The following is a 13,620-nucleotide window of genomic DNA, read 5'->3' on the forward strand; positions in this document are numbered from 1 at the left end:
TTTCTCGTGCTTAGAATTTAACATTTATACCAAAGTTGTAACTTCTGGTTACCGGATAAGTGAGTCCGGCACCAAACAAACCTTCGATTTTTTCAGGGTCAAATGGTTTTACGAAAGGATCTGCCCAGGTGAAAATGTTATGAGCATTTCCATACAAACGGACTTCCTCGATACCGATTTTTTTTAGCCATCCCTGCTTGAAAGTATAGCCCAGCTGCGCACTTTTAAATCTCAAATAAGAAGCATCTTTCCGCCAGGCAGAACTTTCCGCATACATGGCACCCACATTATAGTTGAATCGTGAAGCTGGCCACTTGCCGGGTGTCCACTGGTTATCGTCGGACAAATGCCATCTGTCATAAAAGTATTCAGGCGTATTTCCACGGAATGCGAATACTTCTGCATAAACCTCACGAAAACGGACGCTGTATTTTCCTGATCCCTGAAATAAGGCGATGAAGTCAAAACCTTTGTAAGAAGCGTTCAGAGTAAGCCCGTAATACATTTTTGGATCTCCGCCGAAGAATAATGGCATCGCATCATTTCCGTCTATCACCCCGTCTCCATTGACATCTTTATATTTGAAATCACCTGGCAGCTCGCGCGTGTTGCCCAGATCTCCATTCTGGATCGGCGCATAAATGACTTCATCTTTATTCTGAAACTGACCTTCCAGCTGATAAGCCCAAACCACATCATTCCAGCGGTTTGCGCCTCCATTGCGCCATTTGTCCATACTGCTCAAAAAATCTCCTCTTTCAATATAACGGTTCATCGTCCGGGCAAAATTGAAATTTCCGGTAATGCCATATTTGAAATCGCGGATCTGTCCGCTATATCCTGCCGTGAATTCAATACCTTTCACACGGTCGCTGTTCAGGTTTTCGTCAGGCAGGGTTCCGCCAAAAGTGTTGGGCAATGACACATTTCTTCTGGCCAGCAATCCTTTGCGATCTCTTTGGTAAACATCCACGGTCAGGTCAATTTTATTATCCCAAAGCCCGATATCAATACCCACATCCTGGATTTTCGATTTAAACCAGGTAAGCTTTTCATTGACAATGGCCGGAGAAGCTGCTCCGGTGGTATAGTTTCCGTTGTTGAATTCATAACCGCCGCCACCGCTGAGCGAAAATCCGGGAACATATTGAAACGGTGCACCCGCATCAGCACCCACCAAACCATACGAACCTCTTAATTTTAGTGTCGAGACGAATGGAATTTTCTTCATGAATGACTCTTCCGTAATCCGCCAACCGGCTGAAACTACCGGGAATAATCCCCATCTTCTATCCGGGTGGTAGCGGTAAGAACCATCGTAACGGGCCGCCACTTCAAGTAAATATTTTTCTTTGAAATCATAATTAAGACGCCCCACATACGACTGGCTTGCATATTCGCTTTCGTTTCCGCTCGTGGTCTGGTTATTCAAACCAGCCTGATCGATCTGGTCGTTTGTAAAAAACGCGTATTCTCTTCCCAGCCCGGCCGATCTGTTTTTGGATTCCTGCTGCTCGTATACCAGCGTTGCGCCAAGATTATGGTTTTTTGCAATAACCCTGTTGTAAAACAATTGTCCCTGAAAAGTAACCCGGTTGTTATCCGAAAAATTATTACCGATCCGTGAAGGATTACGCTGCTGATGCGCGGTATACTTATCTGTCGCAGCGTCATAGGTGTAGAGATTATAGCTTTTTGAAACCGATTTTGCCCGGTAATTATTGCTGTCATATGCAACAAGACCTTTTACTCTCAATCCGGTTACAAAAGGTACGGTGTAGGTCAAAGCAAAGGTTGACTGGAAAAACTTGTTGGCTTCCTCATTATAACCTGTCAAAGCACCATCAGCCAACGCAACCGGATTATAACCGCCGCTCAACAGCGCAGGATATTTCGGATTATCATTAGCGTACGGTCTTTCCGTTGGTAAGGCAATACGCGTCCCTTTGTAAATATTAAAAAAGTTGTCGCCAGGCTGATTTCTTTTGTCATAAAGCCCGGACAGGATCAAATCCGCTTTCAGGTTTTTGGTCAGGTCAATACCGACATTGGTACGGAAAGTATATTTTTTATAACCCATGTCATTGCTTTTCAAAAGCCCGTTTTCGTTCTGATAACCGAAACTGGTGAAATAAGTCGCGGCGCCTTCACCACCGGATGCGGAAATGAAATGCTGTGTTTGTGAAGCTGATTTGTTTAAAACCTGCTTATACCAATCGGTGCTTTGATACCCTGGCGCACCGGTCCTGAATTTCTCGACCTCCTCGGAAGTATAAACCGGATTCTCCCCCAGATTTCTGGCAGCGTCATTACGCATCTGCGCCCATTGATACGCATTGGTCATAGCGGGAACATCGGTAGGGCTTTGCCGTCCGTAAACAGCGTTGTAGCTAAATTTGGGTTTACCTTTCGCTCCTTTTTTTGTCGTCACAATCACAACACCATTACCTGCCCGGATACCAAATATTGCAGCGGAAGCATCTTTTAATACCGATATGCTTTCAATATCATCCGGATTTATTTTTTGAAATTCATAACCGCCATCACGCGCAACACCGTCTACCACATAAAGCGGTTCGCCAAACCCGCGGATGTTAATACTTGTGCTGAATGAACCCGGCTCGCCCGAGTTCTGGCGGATTTGCACACCAGCTATTTTACCCTGAAGACTCTGCGCCAAACTGGTATGGGTGGTGGTTTTGATCGCATCTGAAACAATATTGGAAATTGCGCCAGTCAGGGTTTGCTTGCGCTGGGTTCCATACCCGACAACGACAACTTCCTGAAGCTCGTCTGTGCTTGGTTCCAGTTTGATCTTGAAAGAGGTTTTGTTTCCAACCTCAATTTCCTGTCTCTTATAACCAAGAAAACTCATAACCAGCGTTGCGCCTGATCTGGGAATACTAAGCGAAAACTTTCCATTTGCATCCGTTGTAGTACCCTGTATAGATCCTTTCAGTACCACACTTGCGCCAGGTACGGGCTGGTTTTTCTCATCATCGATTTCACCGGATACTAAAATTTCGCCGCTTCCGGCAGATTGATTTTGTGCGAAGACCTGAGGAGAAAGCTGCATAGCAAATGCCATCATGACCAGCTGTAACACTTTCATCCAGGCCTTTATTCTTTTTTTTAATAAAGGTTGATTTTCCATAAAAATTAATTGGTGAGTAGTTATTCTTAATTCAAAGTCGGCGTTTTGGTCAAATAATTTTTGTCATAGGCATTTGGGTTTTGGATACGGGTTTTTAGGCAGTCCGGCAAGTGGCAGTTTTACCTGCTCCCTCAGGATTGTCAGATTGAAATTGTTTGGGTAAGAGATCTATTCGGCCGAACGATTAGGCCAAAGAAAGGGCGGAGCTATTAAGAAATAGTTAATAAATGATTAATAAGTGCACTGAATCAATATAATTTTTCATTATACGAATAGTTTTTTTTAAAACTGAGCTATTGACTTGGCTTAGTCGCTGCGTGTAAGGCGGAATAGAAAGATGATTAGAATTGCGTTTGAAGAGAGAATATTTTTGTCTGACGAAGCTTTGTTTGTATATATTTAAAAATTACGGTACAACCACAAATGAACTTACCCCCAAATCCTGTTTGCTCTGAACTTTTATAGTATATTTTCCCGGTGATAAATTTGGCAGACGAAGATTTAAGTATTGCTGGTCTGCTGATGCCACCTGACTGCCATTGTGATAAACAACTTTGCCTGACAGATCATAAATGGTTATTTCCAGCTGCTCAGGGGCCTTCATGCCATTGACTTTGAACAATATCGTCTTGACTTGACCCGGATTTGGAAATGCTGCGATGCTAAAAGGCACCATTGTTCCCTTTACTGCCACAATGGAACTGTATTCGAAGGTACCGTCCAAATCAACCTGTTTAAGGCGATAATAGGTATATTCTGAATTATCGTTCGGATCAATTGTTTGATATTTAACTGTGGACTTTGAAGATGCTGCTCCTTTAATCTTACCAACTACCTGAAAACCAGCAATTGGATTAACTGTTCTCTCGATCTGGAAATAATCATTGTTCACTTCTTCACTCGTCTGCCATAGAAGCATGACGTGGGTGTCATCAATACGCTCAACCGAGAAGCTCAGCAAAGTTACCGGCAGAGGCTTTTGTACGCAGGGCACAATCATTGAGCAAGGGTCGGTACTTAACAATGGTGTCTTTAATGTATTAATAGCAAAGAAACCGGCTGTTGTTCTTTCTACCAGATTCTCCGCAGTTTGTTGCGCGCGGGACTTAGGAAGAGATTGTCCACTGGCTACTCCGGCGAGTAAAAATAAAGCCAGACAAATTTTGAAGCTCATATTTGATTTGGATTTAAGTATTAAACAAATCAAAAAGTCGCAGTCATCGAAGAAATATCCAGTTCAAACGGATTTGGGTTTGCAACAAACGCACCTGTTTTGGAGTCGATTGAATAAGTGGTAATTCTTATCGCTTTGTATACAAAACTTACACTTTCAGCAACAGTTCCACAGTCCCCGGGGCATGCTTCTGCACTGGCATTAGCGATTTTGGTTACAAAAACGTTTTTGAGCTCAATCTTATGCGCCACGCGTTCAACCTGCCCAACTTTGTTTGTAGTGATAATTTCAATAAGTGGTATTGATTTACCTGCCGCAATGTTTCTCATTAATTCGTTCGATAATATGTCTACACTTTTGGTGATAACGATAGCATCGAAATTTGCCTTTCCAACCGCAGCACCAGCGCCCTTAATTACAGAAACTTCCGCGTCAGCACCTAACTGCACCCCGGTAAGCTCAACATAATTTTCATAATTAGTAAACAAGCTGCCTTTCAATGTAAGATCACCCGCCTTTAGAAATATGTGCTGGGCATATACAGTATTATTTTGAAGAAAAAGAAATGAGAAAAAAACGAAAACGGAAAATTTTTTCATGAAAAAGCCAGGTTGAAAGTTAAAATGTAATATTTGATTTACCGTAAAAAACCCTGGATCGATAACCAATATTGTTATCCCATGTCTCTCATTCAAAATTAAATATAATCGTTGTAACCTGGATGTAATCAGATAGTTATTAGGCCAATACTGAGTTAACGGTAAAAAAGGAAGTTCATACAACGATTCAACACCCCTACACAAGTGCAATAAATGTGATGCAGTCATCCGCCCGGAGCTGGAAAAAGATTTAAATCTCATCGGTATTCCTGTAGAGAAGTTTTAATTGAAGCTGGCTCGAAATTCCAGTGGTGATAAATTGGTCTTTAATTTAAACAACTTACTAAATGATTGCGGATGCTCGAAACCTAACTGAAAGGCAATTTCACCGACGGTTAGATCACTTATGGTCAAAATTTCCTTTGCTTTTTCGATCAGCCTGATATGTATGTGTTGTTGCGTATTATGCCCGGTCAGCGTCCGGAGCATATCGCCTAAATATTTTGGTGATATATTTAATTGTCCGGCAAGAAACTGTACCGAGGGTAAGCCATTCATTAAGGCCGTTTTGTCATTGAAGTAGTCATCAAGTATTTTATCCAGCTTTTCCAGCAAAGCATTATTCAGTGGTTTGCGGGTAATGAATTGTCGCTTGTAAAAGCGGTGACTGTAATTCAATAACAGTTCAATCTGCGATATAAGCACATCCTGACTGATATCATCAATCGCCGTTTCAAGTTCGTCACCAATGTTTTTAGCAATTGTTGTGATTATGACTTGCTCTTTTGCCGACAGATGCAGCGACTCATTGACCGAGTAAGAGAAAAACCCATAACTTTTTATTTTCGTATCCAAGGTATAATTCCGCAAGAAATCGGGATGAATCAGCAGGGTGAAACCTGAACGGGAGTCTCCTGTTTGTATACCGGTCAAAGGCTGGCCCGGTGAAGTAAAAAACATACCGCCCTCCTCGAAATCATAAACGGTTTGTCCATATTTCATCCGACAGCCTGCCGATTCGTTATAAGTAATATTGTAGAAATCCATCACAAAAGGATGTGCCAGCATCTCAGAAGTTATTTCTACTTTATTGTAGTCGAGCATGCTGATCAGCGGATGCAATGGTTTGGGTAAACCAAAAATGCGCTGCATTTCTGTAATTGAATGAAAGACCTGTAATTTATTTCTCTGTTCCATAATTAAATCCTGCCGGTAAATATCATCAAAGATATCTACCGGCAAAGTAATTTAAATTTGCTGATTGGCACTAAGCATTTGTTTAATTCCTGCTCTGAAAGCCTCGTCGCCATTTGCCAGCCGCTGGCTGTAAAGGTTTATGGCATCTTCGCCGCATACATAACGCAAAGTGTCGCTACCATCCGTAGCAGCACCATAAACTACTTCTGCGATCTGCTCTGCCGTAGTAACATTTTCACCGTGCGCAATAAGTGCCATAAATTTATCCATCAAACTTTGGTAGGCCGGATGGGAAACGATTACTGACCGGTCTCCGATCTCAGTTGCAACCAAACCTGGTTCTATGGTTTTAATACCTATTCCGATTTCATTCAATTCGTAAGATAAGCTTTCGCTCCAACCTTCCAAAGCCCATTTGCTTGCATCATACATGGAACTTACAGGAAATCCCATTAAGCCGGCAGAAGATCCGGTGGTAATGAAAAGCCCGGAACCTTTCTCCCTGAAATAGGGAATAAATGCCTGGGTCACCCTAACTACACCAAAGAAATTTGTCTCCATCTGCCTGACCACCTGCTCATCCGATATCGCTTCCAGTATACCCAGCAAAGCATAACCTGCATTATTAAAAACGACATCAATGGGGCCTAACATCAGTGCTTTCTGCGTCGTTTCTTTAATCTGTTCCAGGTTTGTTACATCCAGCGGCAGTACAGTTACGTTGTCTAAAAGATTCAGTTCTTTCTCATTTTCCGGCCTGCGCATCGTTGCAATTACATGCCAGCCTTTCTGTGCGAAAAGTTTTGCGGTAGCCTTGCCAATTCCTGCCGAAGCTCCCGTGATGAATATTGTCTTTGTCATTTCCTTCTTTTAAATAATTGAATACAAAGCTAATATCACGGTATATGGAATCTGTGGCGAAATCGGAGAACCCTGGAGCCAAAATGATAAGTAAGGTTTAACATTTGGCTCTTTTATCGGTGCAATGTCATTCTAGACATGCTAATGGAACAATCTAAAAAAATTATTTCGGAGGATGCTGCCTCATAAGCCCGGTTAGGCGATAATAATTTTCAAGCTGTTTGCTCATTACCGATTCACCACTTCCCACCTGAATACCTTTTGGGTTCTGGTCGGCGCCATAGCCGCCTAATGCCATAGATCGGATGTCTCCAATGTAACCCGGCCATCCCCCACCCGTCCATGAATAACCGAACAAAAAACCGTTTGCGCCGGCAAGTTTCATCTTCTCTTTCCAGTCCATTTGAAATTGTACGAAAAATTCGCCGGGACAAATGGCTATCGAAATGTCGTTGTTAATTACCAGGTTGGAAAACTGGATGTTGAATTTTAGACTTTTGTCATAACGCCCGGTGAATTGCAGAGAATCTGTTATGAATTTCATATCCGTGCGGTCCGGACCTGGTGCTGTTTTCTTTACCAGTTTAATGGTTTCCCAGGCTAACAGCTCGCCTGTTCTTTCCATAGGCTCATAATTGGTTTGTATTTTATCGTCGGGGCCCGAACGCCTAGGACTTATCAGCAACGACTCCATGTTACCCGAAGCGCCCTGGATGAAAAGACAATTAACATCTTTGCCCAGGGTTTCTTCAACCTTCCGGGCTGCTATGCCTGGAAAATCTGCTGAAACCGCATAATTAAAACAAACGATATCAGCGTGCATGGCATAATTCATTAAAACTGCCCGGGTATCCCCTTTGTCATTCATTATTTTTATAACGCCCAGCTCGGTATCAACCGGACCAAAGGGAATTCTTTCCGGATTTTCAGATTTATAATGCTCGTCCTCAAACCAGGACTCACGGGCATGGCCATCCTCACGCACGATTAACCTGTTAAAGTTTAACTGGGGAAATATACTTTTACCAGCAGAAATCCTGGCTTTAAATTTGTTTTTTACCGCCATTCCAATCACTTTAATGATTTGATCTTCATAAAATTTTTGAAACGGACTGTTTTCTGCGAAAAAGATTTTATTATCGACCAGCGGTCCGGAATGATTATGTGATGAAGAAAGGATAACCTGAGAAATTCCATATTTTACAAAGCTTTCCTTTTTTATCCTGGAACTTGTAAAAATAACAAGATCAACCGCTACAAAAGCTATATTGAGACGGTCCACTTCCAGCACCAGGCTACGGGCATATACCGAATCATGAATTGGCTCACTGGTTTTGGGGGTTATATTAATTTTGGCTGTTCCGGCCAGCAATATGCCCGTATCTGAATGTGCAGGTATGACTATGAAATGGCAAAGCAAAAGCGCTGCAATGATGCGCCAGGAAGGTGCTGGCAACAGATAAAAGTTTTTCATGATGCGGTTAATGAATTTAATAATTAACAAGATTATGGCGATAAGCGACAAAGAAAGAGCCTGGCCTATAACAAAAGGTTAATTTTAAATTAATTACCACGGCAAATGAAAATCAGTAAGGATTACATTAATAGCGGTTGGCATCACTTTTTGACCTACCCGGGAATTACACCCGAAAATTTAAGTAGTATAAGGAAAAATTTAAGGCATTGATTTCCTGGAAACATAGATAACCCCTCTGCCTTCCTTGCTATTACAAAACTTAAACGAGTCTCCAGAACCGCAGACTGCATCGCTTCCTATAATGTAAAGCCGTTGCTGATCATCAAAATAAAGGCTTTGTATCTGATGAAGTTGCGGGAGATCAATTGTCTCACCTGTGGATTTAATGACTCCCGGGGTTTCAAAAACTCCTGATGTAACATTGGGTCCGTCTCGGAAGGCTCTATTAATCTGATATGTTACCTTATTTGGAGCTACAACCGGATTGATTAAAAATTTATCAGGTGAATCAAATTCAGGCAGGCCGCCTAATACGGGATTTCTTGCCACGTATTTTTGCCAGGTCTTGCCATCATCTACGCTATAATTATTTGCCTGTACAAGGATTTGTTGAGATTTATTCTCTTTCGACTGGCTGGACAAACCGCTCATGGTAAACAAAGTATCCCGATATTGTACGATACCCATAATTCCGGTCGACTGTTCACTAACCTGTTCCCATTTCTTGCCCTGATCGGTGCTGCGAAAAAGTTTAAACATTGTAGAAATCAGTATCGTTTTGTTATAATTGCCCCAGGCACCCACAATCTGGTGATCTACCGGTGCTTTCAAAGTATACCAATCAGGATATTCATCCAGAACAGTATCCTGTTTAGTTACATCATCCCCTGACGTTTTGCATGACAAACAAATAATGACTAGCAAACAATAAAGAAAAATCTTCATAAGAATTAAGATCAGATAAGTTGAATAAAAGTTACATACTATTTATTTTCTTACCAAATTTCTTTCACGACGGTACAAGAGATCAATCGCCGCCAGCTTCTTAACCTCATTGGCCACGTAAGCTTTGGACGGGATTCATCAATGCGGCTCTGACACTTTGAAAACTTACAGTTACCAGGGCAATTCCAGTTGCCATCGCACCTGCCAGTGCAAATGTCCACCATCCGATGTCCGTTTTATAGGCAAAGTCTTCTAACCACCAGGTCATTGCATACAAGGCAAGAGGGGAAGCCAGCAGAATAGCCATAGCCACGGGCCTAAGGAAATCCCTGGATAACAGCACGACAACACTGACAACGCTGGCTCCGAGTACTTTTCGTATGCCGATTTCCCTTATGCGATTCCTGGCCATGAACATAGCCAGACCTAACAGACCCAAACAGGCAATACTAATCGCTAATAGCGCGAACCAGCTGAACAGAGTGGCTACCCGTTCATCGGATTCGTATTGTCGCTGAAAATGATCATCCAGGAAAAAGAACTCAAATGCATTACCAGGAAATACTTCCTCATAGGATTTTTGCAGCATACTGATTGATTCCCTGATATTGCTGCTCCGTAGCGCAATCGTCAGAAAGTTACTATTCCAGGGAATATGCTGAAAAATCATAGGACGATTTGCCGTTTTCAGGGATTGCTGATGGAAGTCATTGACGACGCCGACAATCTTTTTGGGAATAACGTTGCCAATTTCCTGGTTGAGTGCCGCTTCGGCGTCAACGAAGCCAAAAGCTTTCAACGCACTCTCGTTGATTATAACCGATTCGTTGTCAAGCACTAATTCTTTATTGAAATTTCGCCCCGCCAGCAACCTGATTTTATAAGTTGGAATAAAATCCTCGTCAACAGCCAACATACTGCACAGTTTATACTCAGCGGCAGCCTCATGAAATCGTTGCCATTCGTCGGTCCAGAAAATTTCCTGACCAGGAACTTCGGAGGAAGTCGTCACCTGCTGCACACCCGTACTTGCTAACATCTGATCCTTAAAAAACCGAATGTCATTCGTAAAACTATCCGTTCGTAACACTTTGGGAGCTTTAACGATGAGCTTCTGGTTGATGTTCATCCCCAAATCCTGCTGCTGCATGAAATTAAGCTGCTGATTAATGATCAGTGTAGCAATGATCAGGAAGATTGCAACGGTAAACTGAAACACTACCAGGGCTTTACGGAACGATTCGCCACCGGCTTGTTTAGGCAAATACCCTTTTAAAATAGTAATTGGTTTGAACGAGGAAAGGATAAAGGCGGGATAAAATCCGGAAAGAAAAAACCCCAGACAAATGACAGAGAAGGATACAATCCAAAATATTGGCTTTTGAGCCATGGAAAAATCATTTGTAGCCTGAATCCAGTCATTGAAGATGTTATGCGCTAACAAAAAAAGACCAACTCCAATTAACACAGATAACAGGTTAATACCCAGAGCTTCAACAAAAAATTGTTGAATTAGTTGTGCTTTACCAGAACCCAGTGCTTTGCGGAGTCCTACTTCTTTCGCTCTTTCAATTCCTCTCGCCGTTGATAAATTGATATAATTAAGCCAGCCAATGGCCAGAATCAGCAGAGCTACCAGCGTGAGCACATAAACGACGACAATATTCCCGTTTGCTTCAACCTCCGAAGCCGTTTGGGAGTAAAGGTGAATTGTGGTAAGGGGCTGTAAAACAAACGTTTGCCTGATATTATATTTTTTAAGTTGCTTGCTAATATGCTTTTCGATAATACCGGACAGCCGGCCTTCTAATGCTTTGAAAGAGGTACCCGGTTTTAGCAGCAGATATGTATAGAAATTAGTCCAGTACCAGCCTCCTGAGGCGAACTGTTTATTTTTGAGCAGATTCTGGATGGAAAAAACAAAATCGAAATGGATATGACTGTTTGCCGGAATATCAGCAAATATGCCTTCCACTACGTAGTCACCTCCCTGCCAATCTGAACTTAACTGAAGCGTTTTTCCAATCGGATTTTCCTGACCAAAATATTTTTGCGCCATCCTTTCTGAAATCACAACTGACTCAGGCCGACGCAGCACCCGATAGGTGTCACCTTTTAGTAATGGGAATGAAAATACATTGAATAAGGAAGAGTCCGCATAAAATGCCCTTTTTTCATGATAGCTTACCAGTTCCCCCGTTGGTTTTCGGTAACTGATCATGCCATCCGCCCTGTGCAGGCGAACAAAACTTTCCACTTCGGGGAAAGCTTCTTTTATGGCCGGAGCTTCGGCGTGGTAGCTGATTGTACTGCTATTGGTCAGAACACCCTGTTTATAATCATCCAGCTGAATACGATAGATATTATCAGCATTAGCATGAAAGTCATCATAGCTAAATTCAGAGAATACATACTGAGCAATTAAGAGAAAGGCAGCTATACCAGAGGCTAATCCGAAAATCATGATGAACGAAACCGACTTATCCTTCAACAGATTACGCCAGGCAACTTTAATGTAATTCCTTATCATAGCCAACGTAAATTAATATTCAGATAATGGTATGAATAACGTCTTAACTATACGGTCTAAATGTATAACTTATTTGTTAGTTTATAAACTAATTCATTAGTTATTTTAATAAAGTTGTTTTGAGACCCACTTCAAACCTTATCATGGAACCGGAGGCAGCAATTGAACCGGTAAAGCCATCTCAGACCGCCTTTTGAAATCAGGTGCTGAAGTGATCATTACTGCGTGAAATAAGCCGGAAGAAGAAACCACCGACATTTATTCAGTAGCTGATTTAAGCAAACCGGACGGTACCAGCCAAGTGGTCGAGAAAGTACTTGAAAAATTTGGTCGCCTGGATATACTGGTTAATAATTCGGGAGGCTCCGAAACACCTGGGGGTGGTTTCGCCGTGCTTACTGACGATAATTGGGAATCATCTTTTCAAACCAATTTGCTGGCCGCACTTTCATAAATTTGGTCTAAAAACTTATGCATGCGAACGCCGGATTCAAAATCAGGAAAATGCCGGGTGTTGTTTTTAATATCGTTTAAAACAGTCTGGTAAGCGTAATACATACCGTGAACCGGCTGGTCCGGAATGATTGTGCTTTTTGATAAATAGTCATCAGGAATAACTAGCGGGGTCAACTTGTTACCGGTCGCAGAGTATTGCAGCTGCACAGTTGATAACTGATAATGACCCAGATTTCCTGTAATGACAATATCGCCTTTTGTCCCATTGATCTCCCAGAGAAAATTTGTCCCTGCCGAAATACCGCTTCTGTAATGCATACTGGCGACAGATCCATTTTCAAGTGTGCCGGACAATACGATCTGATCATAAGTAAGCTGGGGGACTTTTTCTCCGGTTGCCAGAAGTGGAACCTCCTGTCTGCGACGGGCCAGAACGGCGTTTACGGTTTTATAACCACTTAAAACATCAACAAATGCAGCTAGCGTATGCGCAAAAGGGATTTCAATCATGCTGGCTCCATTTGCAGGATCTAATAAATAAAGATCGTCTGTGGTGCGGGAGGAAGCCCAGCCACCTGCTGATCCTATCACGCTGGATGAAAGCACTTCACCAATCAATCCCTCAGCGATTACCCTTTTCAGATAAACCGTTTCGGGTAACGAAATTGCCTGAAGCCCTGTAAAAGTGCGCAACCCCCTGTCAGCCGCCAGCGATGCCAGATGCTGCGCTTCGGTAGTTCCATTGCCCAGCGGCCATTCACAATAGATCATTTTACCCGCTTCAATGGCTGCTTTGACCAACTTGTAATGATATGGTACTTTAACGGCTATAACGACCAGATCAACGTCCGGGCAGTTTACCAGATCAGATTCATTATCAAAAGCATACCGCGCACCAAATTGATCCGCTGCTGCCTTGGCGGTACTCATCCTTGTGGTACTGACAGCTGCAAGATCAAATTCAGGTATCAGTTTGAGTGCGGGAATATGAGACTTTGATGCCCAGTTGGTTGTATTCGCGCCAATAATGCCAACTCCTATCTTATTATTTTTCATCATATTATTTTTATAATTTCAATTTTAATCACCTGCATCAACGCCAAAAAGATTTAGTAAAAATTGCAGATTATTTTCCTGATGAAAACCGTCAGTATTTTTTAAAGTCTCATCGGTTATAACGGCAGAGCGCAGTATCATCATTTGTTCAAAAAAGGAAATAACCTCGGC

The 13,620-nt window shown here is 42.3% G+C and carries 10 protein-coding genes; 1 reads left to right on the top strand and 9 read right to left on the bottom strand.

Going from position 1 to position 13,620, the window contains the following annotated elements:
• Positions 1–10: 10 nt before the first annotated feature.
• The 8 genes from LXL81_RS11290 to LXL81_RS11325 form a co-directional block, all read right to left on the bottom strand.
• Positions 11–3,154 (bottom strand): TonB-dependent receptor, encoded by a 3,144-nt coding sequence (locus LXL81_RS11290; RefSeq protein WP_234646886.1) that lies wholly within the window; start codon positions 3,152–3,154, stop codon positions 11–13.
• A 406-nt stretch (positions 3,155–3,560) separates the two neighbouring features.
• Entirely contained in the window at positions 3,561–4,328 is a 768-nt protein-coding gene (locus LXL81_RS11295) for a T9SS type A sorting domain-containing protein (RefSeq protein ID WP_234646887.1), read from the bottom strand.
• 29 nt (positions 4,329–4,357) lie between these two features.
• Positions 4,358–4,927, bottom strand: coding sequence for a type VI secretion system tube protein Hcp (locus tag LXL81_RS11300; RefSeq protein ID WP_234646888.1), 570 nt, complete (start codon positions 4,925–4,927; stop codon positions 4,358–4,360).
• 282 nt (positions 4,928–5,209) lie between these two features.
• Complete coding sequence (locus LXL81_RS11305) at positions 5,210–6,124, bottom strand: AraC family transcriptional regulator (protein WP_234646889.1); 915 nt, start codon at positions 6,122–6,124, stop codon at positions 5,210–5,212.
• Positions 6,125–6,175: 51 nt separating this feature from the next.
• On the bottom strand, positions 6,176–6,985 hold the full coding sequence (locus LXL81_RS11310) for an SDR family oxidoreductase (protein ID WP_234646890.1): 810 nt from the start codon (positions 6,983–6,985) through the stop codon (positions 6,176–6,178).
• Between the two features lie 163 nt (positions 6,986–7,148).
• Positions 7,149–8,459: a neutral/alkaline non-lysosomal ceramidase N-terminal domain-containing protein gene (locus tag LXL81_RS11315; protein ID WP_234646891.1), complete on the bottom strand. Its 1,311-nt coding sequence runs from the start codon at positions 8,457–8,459 to the stop codon at positions 7,149–7,151.
• A gap of 201 nt (positions 8,460–8,660) precedes the next feature.
• Positions 8,661–9,368 carry a hypothetical protein gene (locus LXL81_RS11320; RefSeq protein ID WP_234646892.1) on the bottom strand — a complete coding sequence of 236 codons (708 nt, stop codon included), beginning with the start codon at positions 9,366–9,368 and terminating at the stop codon, positions 8,661–8,663.
• Between the two features lie 145 nt (positions 9,369–9,513).
• A complete protein-coding gene (locus LXL81_RS11325; protein WP_234646893.1) occupies positions 9,514–11,937 on the bottom strand; it encodes an ABC transporter permease in 2,424 nt (807 codons plus the stop codon).
• Positions 11,938–12,238: 301 nt separating this feature from the next.
• On the opposite strand from LXL81_RS11325, the gene LXL81_RS11330 reads away from it, so the two are divergent.
• Entirely contained in the window at positions 12,239–12,391 is a 153-nt protein-coding gene (locus LXL81_RS11330) for an SDR family NAD(P)-dependent oxidoreductase (protein WP_234646894.1), read from the top strand.
• Here the strand turns inward: LXL81_RS11330 and LXL81_RS11335 are convergent.
• On the bottom strand, positions 12,361–13,452 hold the full coding sequence (locus LXL81_RS11335; protein ID WP_234646895.1) for a Gfo/Idh/MocA family protein: 1,092 nt from the start codon (positions 13,450–13,452) through the stop codon (positions 12,361–12,363). The genes LXL81_RS11330 and LXL81_RS11335 overlap by 31 nt on opposite strands.
• Positions 13,453–13,620: the final 168 nt, after the last annotated feature.

Source organism: Dyadobacter sp. CY356, from assembly GCF_021440195.1.
Taxonomy (GTDB): Bacteria; Bacteroidota; Bacteroidia; order Cytophagales; family Spirosomataceae; genus Dyadobacter.

What these genes read in the sequence shown, in the direction of transcription:
- LXL81_RS11290 (WP_234646886.1), bottom strand. Translation starts at nt 3,154, where the DNA reads ATGGAAAATCAACCTTTATTAAAAAAAAGAATAAAGGCCTGGATGAAA.
- LXL81_RS11295 (WP_234646887.1), bottom strand. Translation starts at nt 4,328, where the DNA reads ATGAGCTTCAAAATTTGTCTGGCTTTATTTTTACTCGCCGGAGTAGCC.
- LXL81_RS11300 (WP_234646888.1), bottom strand. Translation starts at nt 4,927, where the DNA reads ATGAAAAAATTTTCCGTTTTCGTTTTTTTCTCATTTCTTTTTCTTCAA.
- LXL81_RS11305 (WP_234646889.1), bottom strand. Translation starts at nt 6,124, where the DNA reads ATGGAACAGAGAAATAAATTACAGGTCTTTCATTCAATTACAGAAATG.
- LXL81_RS11310 (WP_234646890.1), bottom strand. Translation starts at nt 6,985, where the DNA reads ATGACAAAGACAATATTCATCACGGGAGCTTCGGCAGGAATTGGCAAG.
- LXL81_RS11315 (WP_234646891.1), bottom strand. Translation starts at nt 8,459, where the DNA reads ATGAAAAACTTTTATCTGTTGCCAGCACCTTCCTGGCGCATCATTGCA.
- LXL81_RS11325 (WP_234646893.1), bottom strand. Translation starts at nt 11,937, where the DNA reads ATGATAAGGAATTACATTAAAGTTGCCTGGCGTAATCTGTTGAAGGAT.
- LXL81_RS11335 (WP_234646895.1), bottom strand. Translation starts at nt 13,452, where the DNA reads ATGATGAAAAATAATAAGATAGGAGTTGGCATTATTGGCGCGAATACA.